Annotated in this window: 13 protein-coding genes; 6 read left to right on the forward strand and 7 right to left on the reverse strand. The window is 61.2% G+C overall.

The genetic code is table 11. The features are described 5' to 3' along the window. Window positions 1–51: 51 nt before the first annotated feature. Together ACW9I6_RS10350 and ACW9I6_RS10355 are read right to left on the reverse strand one after the other, a co-directional pair. A complete protein-coding gene (locus ACW9I6_RS10350; RefSeq protein ID WP_177008768.1) occupies window positions 52–948 on the reverse strand; it encodes a queuosine precursor transporter in 897 nt (298 codons plus the stop codon). Then, window positions 935–1,540 carry a helix-turn-helix transcriptional regulator gene (locus tag ACW9I6_RS10355; RefSeq protein ID WP_003216382.1) on the reverse strand — a complete coding sequence of 202 codons (606 nt, stop codon included), beginning with the start codon at window positions 1,538–1,540 and terminating at the stop codon, window positions 935–937. Before ACW9I6_RS10355 ends, ACW9I6_RS10350 begins: the two co-directional genes overlap by 14 nt. A gap of 279 nt (window positions 1,541–1,819) precedes the next feature. On the opposite strand from ACW9I6_RS10355, the gene ACW9I6_RS10360 reads away from it, so the two are divergent. The 5 genes from ACW9I6_RS10360 to ptaA all read left to right on the forward strand — a co-directional run bounded on the left by ACW9I6_RS10360 (window position 1,820) and on the right by ptaA (window position 8,253). Beyond that, window positions 1,820–3,175 carry a serine hydroxymethyltransferase gene (locus tag ACW9I6_RS10360; RefSeq protein WP_457339254.1) on the forward strand — a complete coding sequence of 452 codons (1,356 nt, stop codon included), beginning with the start codon at window positions 1,820–1,822 and terminating at the stop codon, window positions 3,173–3,175. A 256-nt stretch (window positions 3,176–3,431) separates the two neighbouring features. After that, a complete protein-coding gene (locus tag ACW9I6_RS10365; RefSeq protein ID WP_023659207.1) occupies window positions 3,432–3,968 on the forward strand; it encodes a sugar dehydrogenase complex small subunit in 537 nt (178 codons plus the stop codon). Window positions 3,969–3,982: 14 nt separating this feature from the next. Continuing rightward, window positions 3,983–5,572: a GMC family oxidoreductase gene (locus ACW9I6_RS10370; protein WP_102369856.1), complete on the forward strand. Its 1,590-nt coding sequence runs from the start codon at window positions 3,983–3,985 to the stop codon at window positions 5,570–5,572. A gap of 3 nt (window positions 5,573–5,575) precedes the next feature. Next, window positions 5,576–7,018, forward strand: coding sequence for a c-type cytochrome (locus ACW9I6_RS10375; RefSeq protein WP_457339255.1), 1,443 nt, complete (start codon window positions 5,576–5,578; stop codon window positions 7,016–7,018). A gap of 149 nt (window positions 7,019–7,167) precedes the next feature. Then, on the forward strand, window positions 7,168–8,253 hold the full coding sequence (gene ptaA, locus ACW9I6_RS10380) for a pyoverdine biosynthesis transaminase PtaA (RefSeq protein WP_457339256.1): 1,086 nt from the start codon (window positions 7,168–7,170) through the stop codon (window positions 8,251–8,253). Window positions 8,254–8,375: 122 nt separating this feature from the next. Here the strand turns inward: ptaA and ACW9I6_RS10385 are convergent, their stop codons facing one another. From ACW9I6_RS10385 to ACW9I6_RS10400, 4 genes are all read right to left on the reverse strand, one after another. Next, window positions 8,376–9,080, reverse strand: coding sequence for a hypothetical protein (locus tag ACW9I6_RS10385; RefSeq protein ID WP_003216395.1), 705 nt, complete (start codon window positions 9,078–9,080; stop codon window positions 8,376–8,378). Between the two features lie 102 nt (window positions 9,081–9,182). Next, window positions 9,183–9,437, reverse strand: a complete 255-nt coding sequence (locus ACW9I6_RS10390) for a Txe/YoeB family addiction module toxin (RefSeq protein WP_087692806.1) — start codon at window positions 9,435–9,437, stop codon at window positions 9,183–9,185. Continuing rightward, a complete protein-coding gene (locus ACW9I6_RS10395; RefSeq protein ID WP_087692805.1) occupies window positions 9,434–9,688 on the reverse strand; it encodes a type II toxin-antitoxin system prevent-host-death family antitoxin in 255 nt (84 codons plus the stop codon). Before ACW9I6_RS10395 ends, ACW9I6_RS10390 begins: the two co-directional genes overlap by 4 nt. A gap of 147 nt (window positions 9,689–9,835) precedes the next feature. Beyond that, entirely contained in the window at window positions 9,836–11,038 is a 1,203-nt protein-coding gene (locus ACW9I6_RS10400; protein ID WP_457339257.1) for a pyridoxal phosphate-dependent aminotransferase, read from the reverse strand. Window positions 11,039–11,261: 223 nt separating this feature from the next. Here ACW9I6_RS10400 and ACW9I6_RS10405 point away from each other — a divergent pair, with 223 nt between their 5' ends. Next, complete coding sequence (locus tag ACW9I6_RS10405; protein WP_177070280.1) at window positions 11,262–13,286, forward strand: c-type cytochrome; 2,025 nt, start codon at window positions 11,262–11,264, stop codon at window positions 13,284–13,286. 142 nt (window positions 13,287–13,428) lie between these two features. On the opposite strand, the gene ACW9I6_RS10410 is transcribed toward ACW9I6_RS10405, so the two are convergent. Next, window positions 13,429–15,447, reverse strand: a complete 2,019-nt coding sequence (locus tag ACW9I6_RS10410; RefSeq protein WP_177040298.1) for a TonB-dependent receptor — start codon at window positions 15,445–15,447, stop codon at window positions 13,429–13,431. Between the last annotated feature and the right edge of the window lie 152 nt (window positions 15,448–15,599).

The following is a 15,599-nucleotide window of genomic DNA, read 5'->3' on the forward strand; positions in this document are numbered from 1 at the left end:
GGACGCAGAGCGTCCGAGGCGGCATTCCCACGCAGAGCGTGGGAACGATCATCAGCTGGCGTGCGGTTGGGCCTGGGTATCGCCCGTGATGTAGCGCTTGAACAGCGAACGGGCACCGTAGGCCGGCAGGATGTTGATGAAGGCAAAGCAGACTTTGATCGCGATCTGCACGTAGATCATGTTCAGGATGTCGCTGGTCTGCATGGCGCCGTAGAACGCGATGAAGCAGAACAGGAAACTGTCGATGATCACCGCGAAGAACGTACTCAGGAAAATCCGCAGGAACAGGTACCTGGAATTGGTCAGCTCCTTGATCTTGCACAGCAGGTACGAGTTGATGTTCTCCGACACCAGGAACGAAACCGAAGAGGCGATGAGCACCGACGACACCTGGATGATCACGTCGTTGTAAGGCCCGTCGAGCTTCCAGCCTGGCAAACCGGGGAGGAAGGTCGAGCCGTAGAGCAGGATGATGATCATCGCGTTACTGGCAAACGCAAACAGGATGGCCCGTCTCGCCAGCCGCAGGCCGAACTGTTCGTTGAGCAAGTCCACGATCAGAAACGTCAGCGGGTAAAGGAACGTGCCGGGCGTGACGATAATGCCCAGCGACTCCAGGTAAATAGGTTTGGTCGCGGCGATGCTGGTGAAGATATAGAACGTAAAGAGCAGCAGGTTCAGGATGATGTAAATCATCCATGAGTTCTCGTTGCGGTCGTTGAGGTCGTACGCGGTCAGCGCTCCGCCCTGTGAGTAGAACTTCTTGTACATGTTCTTCACTTCCATTTTGTTTAAATTGTCCATGATTTCGCTGTTCAGCACTTCGCTCAGCTTTATCCGAATGATCTTGCCCGTGGCGATCACCATGATCACCGCCAGGCTCTTGTCATTCTCGAACCCCAGCAACTTGTATTTGCTGTTCTCGACTTCGTGCTCATACGTTGTCATTGAAGCGCTCCTCGATGATATCTCCCACCACACAGATACGATCCGAGCTGACACACGCTTGATCCGTGATAAATAGTTTTTTGCTGAGCCTGTCGTACACCAACTTTTCCTTGTCGTCGCTCGACGTCCCTTTCTGCACGATCAACAAATCGCCCGGCTCGTTGACGCCGGCAATCGCATGTTCCAGCAGCACGGCTATCAAGTTGTAGGAAGTGCCGAAGTAGTAGGTCAGCGGGTACAGCGTGGCGAGTTCGCCAATGCGCTTGTCCATGCTCGCCATGACCTGGCTTTGCTTGATGATCGGCACGGCAGCAGGGTTCATGTTGCCCTGGGGGGAAATACTGCTGTCGATGATCTCTTTTTCTTCGAAGTCGAGGGTCTCGATTTCTTCATAGGAAACGCCGAAGAAATCCGAGATCTTGCGGATGGTGGACTGCTGTACGTTAACGACCTTGCCTTCCAGAATGTTGTAGATCGTGGTTCTGGTCAGGCCGGCCGCGTTGCACAACGACAGCTGCGTCTCTCCGCGGCTTTTGATCAGGTATTTGATATTGCTCTTCAAATACTCGGTGCGTTCTTTTCTGTGAATCAAATGCCCACCACTTCCTTATGTTCTACACAGAGCGTCCATGTTGCGCTGGGGGTGCGTGCTTCGCCGCGGCGCGAAGTGTTGCATGCGCCTGCCACAAGAATAAAGACCGTGATCAGTTTTTTGGCGATTGGCCATCATCCAGCCAGGAAAAACCGCGTCTTGTCCCCCTGTGTGCGGCCAAAAAGAATCATTTAATTTGGAAAATGTTCATTTTTCTGCTTAATTGCCCTGCGCCCAACGGAAAGGCGCACGGGATTTTCAGGGAAGGAACACAGGACAATGGCAGTCGACACGCAACCACTTACCCACCAGGCCGACCTGCTGCAACGAGGGCTGGCGGATCTACGGGCAGAAGACGCGGAGCTGGCAGCGTTGCTGGATGCGGAAGTCACGCGCCAACACCAGACGCTGTCGCTGGCCGCTTCGTCCTGCGCAGTGAGGCCGAATATCCTGGCGGCGTCCGCCTCGCTGCTGGTCAACGTGACCGCCGAGGGCACGCCCGGCTGGCGTCATCACGCCGGCTGCGAGAATGCCGACCGGGTCGAAGCCCTGGCTGTGCGCCGAGCGCGTGAGCTGTTCAGTGCGCAATACGCAGGCGTGCAATCACACTCGGGGTCGACTGCCAACTATCAGGTACTGGCGGCCTTGCTGGAGCCGGGAGACACCGTGCTCGGCATGGCCCCCGATCACGGCGGGCATCTGAGCCACGCCAGCCCCGTCGCGTTCACCGGCGCGAACTACAAGGCGCTCAGGTACGGCACTACCTCCAAGGGTGTTATCGACTACGACCAGGTGCGCACACTGGCGCTGGCCCATCGCCCGCGCGTGATCATCTGCGGGGCGACGGCCTACTCGCACACCATTGATTTCGCGCGCTTGCGTGGGATTGCCGACGAAGCCGGGTCGATCCTGCTGGCGGACATTTCGACCATCGCCGGCCTGGTCGCCACCGGGCGCCATCCGAGCCCGATCGATGCAGCCCACGTCACTACGCTGTGCACCCATAAACAACTGGGCGGCCCGCGTGGCGGCCTGATCCTTTCCGGTCGCGACGCCGAAACCAAGGTGCCGGGCCTTAAGACCAGCTTCAGCCGGCTCCTCGATCAAGCCGTGTTCCCACGAATGCAGGGCGCACCGGCCTTCAACATGATCGCGGCAAAGGCGGCGGCGTTCGGCTACGCCATGTCCGCGGATTTCGACGCCTGGATGGCGCGTATTCGCACCACGGCCGACGAACTGGCCAACGCGTTCCAGGCCTGTGACTACGAGGTGGTGGGCGGGCGCAGTGAAAACCACTCGGTGCTGATTCGCTTGCGTGGCGGCATCACCGGCGCCATCGCCCAGGCGGCGCTGGAGCAGTGCGGCATCATCGTGGACAAGCATCGCGCACCGGGAGAGACGCGACCATCATTCGTCGCTGGCGGGTTGTGTATCGGCACCGGCTCCCTGGCGCAACGCCAGCTCGACGCCGATGGATGTCGGCAGGTCGTCGAACTGGTGTGCCGGGTACTCGATGCGGTCACGCCCCTCAACGAGCACAAGTTCACCCTGGATCCGAATGCACAGGAATCCCTGCGCTTGCAGGCTCAAGCCTTGTGCGCGAAGTATCCCCTCGCGGATTACCTGCACAACTGAGCAAACATCCAAATGGATGTTTCATGTTATTGCAGGATAAATTGCTGTACGGTGTTTAAGCGGCTGTTATAGACGGTCGCGTTGTTGCTCATTCTCATCATTAACAAGCTGCACGACAGCTTGGCGTTCTCCTGGCAGTTATAAAAAGGGCTCTTAAAGTCCGTTCAACCTCCGTGAACGAAGTACTCAGCCTTTTGCAGTGAAGTCGAACTAGGCCCGTGCGCCGATAGTTGTTCGACTCATGAGGAGATATCCCGTGATAACCCGAAGAAAACTCCTGTATTCAGGCGCAGCCTTGACCGGTGCTGGCCTGTTTGCCCCGCTGTGGGCAGGTGCCGCGCTGGCGCAGGAAGTCAGCAGCGCCGCCAGCGACGACATTGAATCCTTCCGCCAACTGTCGATGTTCCTCCTCGAACGCTCGAACCTGGATGCCGCCTTGTCCTTGCGCATCCTGGCTCAGTGCACCCGGAACGACCCTGCATTCCCCGAGAAGATCAAAGCCTTGTGGAGCAAGGTTGGCCAGCATCACTTGCGCAACGTCGGCCAGTTGTCCGGCAGCCCGTTCTACGCCGACCCGGTGATCAAGGACACGACGCAGAAAATCGTCTCCGCCTGGTACCTGGGCTACACCGGCACGCCGGTGTCCCTGCGCGCCACCGACGGCACGCGCCTGGTCACCTTCACCGGCGCCCTGGCCTATGCGCCGACCGCGGACGCAACGGTGATCCCGACGTACTCCCGGGGAAAAACCAATTACTGGGTCAATCCTCCGGCCACGCTGGCCAACGACTAAGACAAGGCACTTTTATGAATCAGGATTTTGACGCCGATGTCATTGTGGTTGGCTCCGGCGCATTAGGCAGTAACGCAGCCTTTGAATTGGCCAAACTCGGCAAGTCGGTGATTATTCTGGAAGCGGGTGAACATATTCCCCGCTGGAAGATAGTCGAGAACTTCCGTAATTCGTCGAACAAGGGCAATTACAACTCACCCTATCCGAATGAACCGTGGGCCCATCATTCTTACGATGAGCAATACATCGAGAACACCGGTTCTTTCGAGTTCCGCCCCGGCATGTTGAAACTGGTGGGCGGTACCACCTGGCACTGGGCGGCAGCGTGCTGGCGTTACTTGCCCAACGATATGAAACTCAAGACGCTCTACGGCGTAGGTCGCGACTGGCCGCTGGAATACAGCGAGCTGGAACCCTATTACGTGCGTGCGGAAATTGCCCTGGGCGTATGCGGCAGTGACACCCAGGACCAGAGCGGGCAGGGCGGCGGCGCGTTCCCGCCACGCTCAAGCCCGTACCCGATGGCGCCGGAAGGTGATACCTACCTGTTCCAGCGCCTGCGCGAACGCATGGCCCCGGCGGGGTATCACTTTATCCATGAGCCCAATGGCCGTGCCACTGAACCCTACGACGGGCGCCCGGCGTGCAGCGGCAACAACAACTGCATGCCGGTCTGCCCCATCGGCGCGATGTACAGCGGCGACGTGCACGCCCGCCATGCGGAACAGGCCGGCGCCAAGCTGATCACCGACGCCACCGCCTACAAGCTGGAAAAAGGCGCGGACGACAAGATCGTCGCCATCCATTACCGCAGCTCCACCGGCGCCGATGTGCGGCTCACTGCCAAGTACTTCATCGTTGCCGCCCACGGCCTGGAAACCCCCAAGCTGCTGCTGATTTCCGAGGTGGCCAACTCCTCCGACCAGGTCGGTCGCAACCTGATGGACCACACCGGCCAGGGCCTGCAATTTATCGCCGACGAGCCGTTGTGGCCGGGACGCGGCGCGGTGCAGCAGGGCGGGATTTTCAACCGCCGCGACGGCGAGTTCCGCAAGGAGCGGGCCTCGGTCAAACACTCGATCTCCAACAACGTGCCGAACATTGCCGTGGCCAAGCGGCTGATCGCCCAGGGCGTGTACGGCAAGGAGCTTGACGAACGCATCCGCCACGATGCGGCGCGTTGGGTCGACGTCTCTACCGTGTATGAAACCCTGCCATTGCAGACCAACACCGTGCGCCCGAGCCGCACCCGCAAGGACGCCCTGGGCATTCCGATGCTGGTGGTCAACTACGAGGTGGGCGACTACGTGAAGGCGGCCAAGGCCGGCGTCACTGAAGACTATGCGCACTTCGTGCAGCTGATGGGCGGCACGGTGGTGGAAGACAACACCGGCTACCAGAACCGCGACCACCTGATGGGCACCGTGATCATGGGCGCCAACCCCAAGGATTCGGTGGTCAACCACGAGTGCCGCACCCACGACCACGCCAACCTGTTTCTCGCCACCACCGGGGTGATACCGGCCTCCGGCACCATCAACCCGACCCTGGCCGGCGTGGCGCTGAGTATCCGTATGGCCGACATCATTGCGCGGGAGGTCTAGGTCATGGGATTGCTTAAATTTCCATTGCTGGCCTTGCTGCTCACCGCGTTGCCGGTGTTTGCCGCTGAAGACACTGCCGCGCTGATCCAGAAAGGTGCGTATGTCGCCCGTGCCGGCGACTGCGAAGCCTGCCACCGTACCGCCGAGAATGGCGGCGCGCCGCTGGCCGGCGGGTATGTGATCGACTCGCCCATGGGCAAGATTATCTCCAGCAACATCACCCCGTCCAAGGCCTACGGCATCGGCGACTACACCGAGCAACAACTGGCGGACGCCTTGCGCAAAGGCATCAACGCCAAGGGCCAGCACCTGTACCCGGCGATGCCCTACACCTCTTACCAGGGCATGAGCGATGACGACATCCACGCCTTGTATGTGTACCTGCAACAGGGCGTCAAATCCGTGGACCAGCCGGTGCCGGAAACGCACCTGGCGTTCCCGTTCAACATCCGCCAACTGATGTTCGGCTGGAACCTGGTGTTCCTCGACAGCCAGGGTTTCGTGCCCAAGCCCGGCGCCACCGAACAGACTAGCCGTGGCCAGTACCTGGTGGACAACCTCGCCCACTGCGGCGCCTGCCACACCCCACGTAACGCCTTGATGGCCGAGGACAACAGCCAGTACCTGGCCGGTGCGAAACTGGGTGGCTGGGTCGCGCCCAACATCACCTCCGACAAGGTCAGCGGGCTGGGGGACTGGAGCGAGGACGACCTGGTCAACTTCCTGAAAAACGGTCACCTCGCCGACAAGGCCCAAGCCGCGGGCGGCATGGCCGAAGCCGTGGAAAACAGCTTCCGCTACCTCAGCGACAGCGACCTGCATGCCATGGCCGCCTACCTGCACAGCGTGCCGCCGATCCGCGATCCCGGGCAAACCGAGCGGGTGGTGCGTGACGTCAAGCCGGTGGACATGAGCACCCTGGAAACCGGCCAGGGCGATCAAGCCTCACTGGCCGACGCCACCGGACTGGATGGCGCACGCCTCTACAACTCGGCCTGCTCCAGCTGCCACGGCCGCGATGGCCAGGGCTCGGCTGACAAGTTCTACCCGTCCCTGAGCCTCAACACCGCGCTCAACGGCAACCAGGCCAACAACCTGGTGATGGCGATCATCGCGGGCATCGACCGCAAAGGTGCCGACGGCGCCGTGAGCATGCCGGCCCTGGGCGGTGACCTGAACGACGCGCAAATCGCCGCCATCGCCAACTACAGCCTGCAGACCTTCGGCAACCCGGCGCTGAGCGTCAGTTCCGAAGAAGTCACCAGCCTGCGTCGTGGCGGGGATGCGCCGTTGTTGATCACGGCCATGCCGTACCTGCTGTGGGGCGGTGGCCTGGTGGTGCTGGTGCTGATCATCGTGCTGTTGCTGTGGCGCCGTCACCACAAACACCTGCGGGCAGTGGAGGCCAAGCGGATCGCGTTGAACCGGCGTTTTCATTCCAACTAGCCGGAAACGCAAAAGCCCCGCCTTCGGTATGAAGTGCGGGGCTTTTTGTTGGTTGGGTAAATCACCGGCTGTTTTCCTCGTCATACCCAATTGCAGGAACGGGGGCGAATCCCGCACCTGAAGCTGCGAGCCGACAAGGAGAGGTCTTCATGGTCAACGTGAGTCGTCGTTCCCTGATCGCACTGGGCGCGGCCTTGCCGTTGCTGGGTCGCCTGGACTGGGCTGAGGCAAGCCCCGCCGTGGCGGCGCCCGAGGTGCTGCTCAACTACAACGAAAGCCCCTACGGGCCCTCGCCGGCTGCGCGGCAGGCCATGCAGCGCGGTATTGCCGTTTCGGGGCGCTACCCGTACCCGGACATGTACGCGCTGGTCGAGCAGTTTGCCCAGCAGCAGGGCATTCTGGAAGAGCAGGTGGCGGTGTTCGCCGGCTCCATGGCTGCGTTGCGCTACGCGGTGCTGGCGTTTACCAGCGAAACCCGCAGCCTGGTGATGGCCACGCCTTCCTACGAAGTTCCGCGCCAGGCAGCCGAGTCGTGCAAGGCCAGGGTGCATGAAGTGGACCTCACCGCCGATCACGCCCATGACCTTCCCGCCATGCTCACCGTTGACCGCCAGCCCGGCCTGATCTACCTCTGCAACCCGAACAATCCCACCGGCACCCTCACACCCGCCAAGGCCATCGAACAGGCACTGGCGCGCAAACCCCAGGGCAGCATTTTGCTGGTGGACGAGGCCTACATCGACTTCAGTGACGCACCCAGTTGTGTGGCGTGGGTCAAGGACCATGACGACTTGCTGGTACTGCGCACGTTCTCGAAAATCTACGGCCTGGCCGGCGCACGCCTGGGGCTTGCGATCGGTCATCCGCAGCTGCTGGAACAACTGGCGGTGTTTGGCGGGGACAACGTGCCGGCGGCCGCCAGCCTGCTGGCCGCCCGCGCCAGCCTTGCAGATGCGCAACTGGTGCCGGCGCGCAAGGCGCTCAATACCCGGTTGCGGGATGAGACGGTGGCCTGGCTAAAAAAACGCGGATTCACCTGCACGGCGTCTCACAGCAACTGTTTCATGATTGATGTGCGCCGTCCGGCGGAACAGGTCATCGAGCGGCTGGGCGAGCAGGGCGTGAAGATAGGGCGCGTGTGGCAAAACTGGCCGCAGTGGGTGCGGGTCACCGTGGGCAACGCTGATGAGATGCAGCGGTTTCGCGAGGTGTTTGCGGCTCAAGTCGTAGGCTGAATTCGCTGCGACGCAGGTCAAATGTGGGAGCGGGGTTGCTCGCGAAAGCGGAGTGTCAGTCAATGCATACGTGACTGACCCACCGTCTTCGCGAGCAAGCCCGCTCCCACATTTAGATCGAGTTACTGCTGGGCGATGCTGTAGCCCTCAAACGCCGTCTGCTGCTGCAGCGCGGTGATGATGCTTTTACGCGTCAGTGGCTGCTCGGCGCCCGAGTTATCCACAAAGGTTTCAACTTCCAGTTCCGCCTCGTCACCTTCACCGACAAAGGTAAAGCCGAGGAATTCAAACGCCTCACGGTCGACGTTCGGCTTGGAGCGCGGCGAACGCAGCGGCAGGGTGACGCTGATGCCGTCCTTGCTGATGGCGAACACTTCCACTTCCTTCTTCGGGCGGGAAGCCTTGCCTTTGCCGGCGCTCGGGTTGCTGATGGCCTGGTGGGTCTGGTTCAGCACCTTGAGGGCCAGGCCGTAGACCAGCTCCTGGAACTCCGGGTCGTCCTTGAAGCTGGACAGGATGCGGCTGATGGAGAACTTGCTGTTCAGGTCTTCGAGGGCGGCGTTGTCGGCGGCTTCGGCGTCCTTGAGCTGCTTGAGCTCGCCCATCAGGTCGTAGGCCTTGTCGTCGTCGAAGGCGTCGTGGGCCTGGCGGATGGCCACGCGCAGCTCGCGGATCTGGTCGCTTTCCTTGGAGGTGTGGAACGCGTCCAGCACCATTTCACTGATGGTCTTGGCCGCCGGCACGTGCTGTGAAAGATTGATGGCGTTTTCGTATTCAGCTTTGGATTGCAAGGCGACTACGGATTCTTCGGTGCGGGAATCAGACATTGAAATTTCACTACTTCAGTAAACGGGGAGACGGGAAAAGCGTCGCGCATTTTCAGCGGGGAGGGGGATCAGGTCAAGGCAGGATCCTGACGGTAAATGGCGTCAATAGTGATAGCGACACATGAGGATCTGTATTTCACCCTCCTCAATCCCGTACACCAGACGATGTTCCGCTGTGATTCGCCTGGACCAGAAACCACTGAGGTTATGTTTGAGTGGTTCTGGTTTGCCAACGCCGTCAAAAGGATCACGCTGGATCGATTTGATCAGTAAGTTGATGCGTTTGAGCCCAGCTTTGTCGTTTTGTTGAAACCAGAGGTAGTCGTCCCAGCCTTCAGGCGTAAAGAGTATTTTCATTCTTCAATCAACTGCCTCGGCTTGGCCTTTCCGGCTCGCAGGCTGTTGATCGATTTGATCAAGCGTTCCGCGTTGTTGGGAGAGCGCAGCAGATAGGCCGTCTCTTCAAGAGCGTTGAACTCTGAGAGAGAGATCATGACCACCGGTTCACCTTTTTGCCGGGTCACCAACAGAGGGGCACGATCTTCGTTTACCCGATCCATCGTGTCCGAGAGATGGGCCCGTGCATGGGTGTAGTTGATAGTTTCCATAATTGAGTCCTCGCTTAATGGCTGAAACGTACAGAAATACGTACAGGTCATCAAGGGGCATCTTACCAACGGTTGATTTAACCAAGGCGCTTGCCCATTTCGAAGCCGCGTTTTTCGTAGCCCAATTCCTGGTACAGCCGCTACCTGTTATCGGCGATCACGTAAAGGCGCGGCGTCGGCCCCAAGCCCTTCGACGAAGCCGGCAATGCGCTGGCAAGCCTCCCTGAGGGTGTCATCGGCGACGGTAAACGAAACCCGCACAAACCCTTCGGCGCTGGGGCCAAACGCTTGGGCGTCAAGCACCGATACGCCGGTCTGGCGATACAGTTGCCAGGCGAATTCCCGGCCGCTGAGCCCGGTGCGACGTACGTCCACCAGCATGAACATGCCCGCCTGGGGGACTCGGCAGTCCAGCTCGCTGATCGCACTCAACGCGTTCACCACCAGGTCACGCCGGCGCCGATACACCGCACGGGCATCGCTGACCAAGGCCTCATCCAGTTCCAGTGCCTTGATCGCCGCCGCCTGGATAAACCCTGGCAGGCCGTAAATCATGCACAGCAGCAAGTTCTCCAGATGGCTGATCAACGTGGGCGGGCCGGCCACCCAGCCTACCCGCCAGCCAGTCATGGCGTGGCTTTTCGACAGGCTGTTGAGCACCACCGTACGCTCGGCCATGCCGGGTAATGCGCTGATGCTCAGGTGTTGATCGTCATAGATGAGCTGCCCATACACTTCATCGCAAATCACCCACAGGTCGTGGGCGCGTGCCACTTCGGCGACGGCTTCCAGCTCTTCGCGGCAGTAGACATTGCCGGTGGGGTTGCACGGTGTAGCGAGGGCGATGCCCCGGGTCTTGTCGGTAATCGCGGCTTGCAGCGCGGTGCGGGTCAGGCGAAAGCCGTTGGCGGCCGGTTGTTCGACGGTTCTAATGCGTGCCCCCGAGGCTTGGACACAGGCCTCGTAGGTCAGGTACATCGGCTCTGGCACCAGCACTTCATCGCCGTGGCTGAACAGGCACAAGCAGGCCGCGAACAGGCCATTCTGCGCGCCGGCGACCAGGGCGATATTGTCGGCGTGCACCGCAATCCCTTGCAGCAGGCTCTGCCGGGCCGCGATGGCTTCCCGCAGTTTCGGGCGGCCGAGCACAGGGGTGTAGTGGGTGTCGCCGGCGCGCAGGGCGTCCACGGCGGTTTCACAGATCGCGCTGTGTGTGGCGAAATCCGGGTCGCCGACACTGAGCACAATCACGTCTTCGCCACGCAGTTGGGCTTCGGCGGCGGCGTAGTGAATATCCCAGGCACTGACGGATTCGCCGCCAATGCGCCCCACAAAGGGTGAATAACGCATCCTTGCTCTCCTCGCCGACATCGATGCCCGCGTCAATTAGTCAATTTCAGTTCCACTGTAGAACATGCCGCCTGATCCACATCAAGGGCCGCGCGCAAAAAATCCGCTACAACGAAGCTGGGGCTGGCCATGCCCCGGTTATCTGCCTGATGACCCAATAAAAACGATTGCAGACCTGCGCCGAGGGGACCGCCCCAGGCCGGGTTATTAAAGGAATAGTGCGATGATTTTTCCCCTGTCACGTCTGGGCCTTGTGGGGGTGGTGCTGTGCCTTTCCCTTCCCCTGCACGCCAACGAAGCCGACCCCACGCTGATCGAACAGGGCAAATACGTTGCCCAACTGGGCGACTGCATCGCCTGCCACACCGCCAGGCAAGGCGCGCAGATGGCCGGCGGGCTTGAACTGGGCACGCCAATGGGCACGATCTACTCGAGCAACATCACCCCGGACCGTGACACCGGCATCGGCCAGTACACCTTCGAGCAGTTCGACCGGGTGATGCGTGAAGGCGTGACGCCGGCCGGGCAGAACCTGTACCCGGCGATGCCTTACCCGTCCTACGCGAAGATGAGCGAAGGCGACATGCGCGCCTTGTTCGCCTACCTGATGCAGGGCGTGGAGGCGGTGAACAAACCCAACCTGGACGCCGAGATGGGCTTCCCGTTCAACCAGCGCTGGGGCCTGGCGTTGTGGAATTTGGCGTTTCTCGACAAGCAACCATTCGTGCCGGACCCGGCGAAGGATGACGTGCTTAACCGTGGCGCCTACCTCGTCCAGGGCCTGGGCCACTGCGGCTCGTGCCACACCCCGCGCGGCATCGCCTTCCAGGAAAAAGCCCTGAGCGACGCGGGCCGCAGTGGCCGGCATTACCTGGCCGGGGAGACTGTCGAGCACTGGCGCGCCTTGAGCCTGCGCAACCTGTGGACGGTGGACGACACCGTGCAATTGCTCAAGACCGGGCAGAACCGCTTTGCCACGGTCGCGGGCAACATGGCGGATGTGATTCATCACAGTACCCAACACTTCACCGATGCCGATTTGACCGCCATCGCGACGTATCTCAAATCCCTGCCGCCGGGCAAGGACGACCTGCCGATGCCCGCCGTGGCCCACGAACCCGCCGCACCGCCCAAGGACTTGTTCACCAGCCGTGGTGGCCTGGGCTATATGCAGTTTTGCAGTGACTGCCACCGCAGCGATGGCGGCGGGGTGAAAGGGCTGTTCCCGCCGTTGGCCGGCAACCCGAGCGTTGCCTCGAACAACCCGACGTCACTGCTGCACATCACCCTCACCGGTTGGGAAACCGCCGAGACCGCAGCCCATCCACGGGTCTACACCATGCCTGGGTTTGCGCGGTTGGCGGATCAGGAAATCGCTGAAATCCTCAGTTTCGTGCGCAGCAGTTGGGGTAACGAAGGCACGCCTGTCACGGCTGCCCAAGTGAAGAAAATGCGTGGCCAGCTCAACCCGGTCACCACCGATTCGTCAGCGTTTGAAACCCCACGCCTGGCCGAATTGTTGGCGGCGCCGAATGCCGATCAGGTGGTACGCGGCATGCGCCTGCACCTGCAGACCAAGGAACTGCTGCCCAATAACGTGGGCAACTCGCTGAACTGCACCAGCTGCCATCTCAACGCCGGCACTGTGGCGGATGGTTCTCCGTTTGTGGGCGTCTCGGCATTTTTCCCGAGCTATGCGCCGCGTGCGGGCAAGGTGGTGAGCCTGGAAGAGCGGATCAACGGCTGCTTCCGTCGCTCGATGAATGGCAAGCCGTTGCCAGCGGAATCGGCGGATATGCAGGCGATGGTGGCGTACTTCGACTGGATGAAAAACAACACCAGGCCCGAAGATAAAGTCGCCGGGCGCGGGGTGGGCAAGGTCGACCCGGCGATCAAGCCGGATATGCAGAATGGCAGGCAGGTCTACGCCAAGCAGTGCGCGGTGTGCCATGGCGACAATGGCCAAGGGTTGACGCGGGCGGATGGCGAGTTGGTGTACCCGCCGTTGTGGGGCGAGCAGTCGTTCAATATCGGGGCGGGGATGGCGCGGCTGTACACGGCGGCGGCGTTCGTCAAACGCAACATGCCGATCGGTTTCCACGAGAAATTCCCGTTGGGGCAGGGCGGGTTGTCGGATCAGGAGGCGGTGGATGTGGCAGCGTACTTCTCCCAACAACCTCGTCCGGATTTCCCGGACAAGGTGAAGGACTGGCCGAAGGGGGGTAAGCCCGTGGATGCGCGGTACTAACCCCACCACCTATTCGAAGTGGGCACAGTCAATGTGGGAGCGGGCTTGCTCGCGAAGACGGTGAGTCAGTCACCCATGTATTGACTGACACTGCGCTTTCGCGAGCAAGCCCGCTCCCACAGTTTTAACCGAGTGCAGTCAGTTAGAAGGTGGTACGCAGACCGACCTGCACACTTCGACCCGGCGCCGGGGCGATGTCCCGCAGGATCGAACTGGCGTAGCGCACGGTCTGGTTCGTCAGGTTCTCGCCGTTGACGAACGCCAGCCACTGGCTGCCGCCGACATTGAAGCGGTAGCCGGCGCTGGCGCCCAACGTGGTGTAGCCGTCGGTACCGCTTTCGTTATCCGGCACCCGCCCCTGGCCCGCCGCGTGTTCAACGTCAATCCGCGCCTGCCAGCGATCCAGTTCCCACAAGAGGCCGCTGTTCAAACGCAACGGCGCAATGCGGGGCAACGCTTCACCCGTGTCCAGGTTGGTTGCACGGGTGTAGTCGCCCGACAGTTCCAGCGCAAACTTGCCGTAGGCACCTTCCCCCAGCTTGATGTGATCCTGGGCTTCAAAGCCTGCGAAACGCGCACGCACACCGGAATATTTGTACTCAGGGATGCCGCCGGCGTCTTCCTCGCCTTCGTCATTCAAGGTGCGACCGCTGCCCAGCAGGCCGATGTAGTTGGAGAAGTGGCTGTAGAACACGCCGAAGCTGCCCTTGTGGGTGCCGTTGTCGAAGCGCAGCGCCAGGTCGCTGGACACGGCTTTTTCTTTCGACAGGTTGGCGTCGCCCAGTTCATAGGTGCCGGTGGCGACGTGAGCGCCGTTGGCATACAGCTCGTAGAAGGTCGGGGCACGTTCGGTGTAGCCGAGGGTGGCGGCCAGGGACCAGATCGGCGTGAGGGTGTACACCGCGCCGGACGACAGGCTGCCGGCGGTGAAGTCGGCGGATTTGTCGGCATTGGCGAAGCGTGCGTTGCCCTTGCCGTCCGGGTCGACGTTGGTGTGTTCCAGGCGCCCGCCGAGGCTCAGCTTGAGGCGCTCGGTGGCCTGCATTTCTTCGAGGATAAACAGCGCGCCGGCGTTGGTATCGGTCTGCGGCACGAAGGCTTCTTCACCCAGGGCCGAGAATTCATTGCGACTGACTTGGGCACCCACCACGCCGTTGAACGGCCCGATCGGCAAGTGTCGCGCTTCCACCCGGGCTTCGTAGCCCTTGTTCTTGAAGGTGGTGCCGGTCTCGCCGCCTTCGATTTCCATGTGCTTGTAGTCGGTATAGCCGGCGTCGAGTTTGACCGAGGTGAACGGGCCTTGCAGGTTGCGGATTTCGGACGCAAAGGCGTAGTGATCCTGCTTCATGCGGATGCGCACGTCCTGCTCGGCCGGGGAGCCGTAGTTGCTGTCGTAGTTGCTGTAGGACAGCCCGGCGTAACCGTCGTCCCAAGTGTAGGAACCGCCGACTGCACCACCGTCCTGGCGTCCGTCGCTGTTGCCGAGGCGACCGTTCTTGCCTTCACCGTCTTCGCTTGGCGGTGCATGACGGCTGCGGGCAAAACCGGGGATTTTCAGGTCGTTGAATTCCCGCGCACTGGCGTCCAGGTGCAAGGCGAAGGTGCCGTTGCCGGCTTCCAGTTTGCCGGCGCTGCTGCGGGTGGTGTCGGCGCCGCCGTAGCGCAATTCACCGGCACCGTGAATGCCTTCGATGGCTTCGGTGGGGATGCGGTTGTCGAAGGTATTGACCACGCCGCCGATGGCGCTGCCGCCATAGAGCAGGGCGGCCGGGCCACGCACGATTTCGATGCGGTCGACGTTGACCGGGTCCAGCGGCACGGCGTGGTCATAGGACAACGACGAGGCATCCAGCGCACCGACTCCGTTGCGCAGTAGGCGAATGCGGTCACCATCCTGGCCACGAATGATCGGCCGGCTGGCCCCCGGGCCGAAGTACGACGACGACACACCGGGCTGCTTGTTCAGGGTTTCACCCAGGCTGCCTTTTTGTTGCAGGGTCAGGTCATCGCCTTCCAGCACGGTGGTGGGAGAAGCGAGGGTTTCGCTGCCCAGCGGGTTGCCGGTGATGACTTGAGGTTGCAGTTCCAGGGCGTTGGCCTGGGAGGTGATCAACAGGGCGGCTGCCAGCGGGGTGAGGCGCCAGAGAGAAGAGAGGGACATCGGTCGTTCCTTGGCAAACGGCAAAAAGAGAAGGCTGAAAACGGTAAGGGATTCGATACCCTTTGATAGTTATCGTTACAATATAACATCACTTTTTTCCCTGCCAAGGGGAACTTTCCCAAACCCCGCTCGATCACTCCCACGCTGATCGT

The sequence above is a fragment of the Pseudomonas sp. SDO5522_S412 genome, assembly GCF_054071215.1.

Excerpts from the sequence above, each read along its gene's own strand:
- ptaA (WP_457339256.1), top strand. The coding sequence starts at position 7,168 with ATGGTCAACGTGAGTCGTCGTTCCCTGATCGCACTGGGCGCGGCCTTG.
- ACW9I6_RS10375 (WP_457339255.1), top strand. The coding sequence starts at position 5,576 with ATGGGATTGCTTAAATTTCCATTGCTGGCCTTGCTGCTCACCGCGTTG.
- ACW9I6_RS10385 (WP_003216395.1), bottom strand. The coding sequence starts at position 9,080 with ATGTCTGATTCCCGCACCGAAGAATCCGTAGTCGCCTTGCAATCCAAA.
- ACW9I6_RS10410 (WP_177040298.1), bottom strand. The coding sequence starts at position 15,447 with ATGTCCCTCTCTTCTCTCTGGCGCCTCACCCCGCTGGCAGCCGCCCTG.
- ACW9I6_RS10400 (WP_457339257.1), bottom strand. The coding sequence starts at position 11,038 with ATGCGTTATTCACCCTTTGTGGGGCGCATTGGCGGCGAATCCGTCAGT.
- ACW9I6_RS10395 (WP_087692805.1), bottom strand. The coding sequence starts at position 9,688 with ATGGAAACTATCAACTACACCCATGCACGGGCCCATCTCTCGGACACG.
- ACW9I6_RS10360 (WP_457339254.1), top strand. The coding sequence starts at position 1,820 with ATGGCAGTCGACACGCAACCACTTACCCACCAGGCCGACCTGCTGCAA.
- ACW9I6_RS10390 (WP_087692806.1), bottom strand. The coding sequence starts at position 9,437 with ATGAAAATACTCTTTACGCCTGAAGGCTGGGACGACTACCTCTGGTTT.
- ACW9I6_RS10370 (WP_102369856.1), top strand. The coding sequence starts at position 3,983 with ATGAATCAGGATTTTGACGCCGATGTCATTGTGGTTGGCTCCGGCGCA.
- ACW9I6_RS10350 (WP_177008768.1), bottom strand. The coding sequence starts at position 948 with ATGACAACGTATGAGCACGAAGTCGAGAACAGCAAATACAAGTTGCTG.
- ACW9I6_RS10405 (WP_177070280.1), top strand. The coding sequence starts at position 11,262 with ATGATTTTTCCCCTGTCACGTCTGGGCCTTGTGGGGGTGGTGCTGTGC.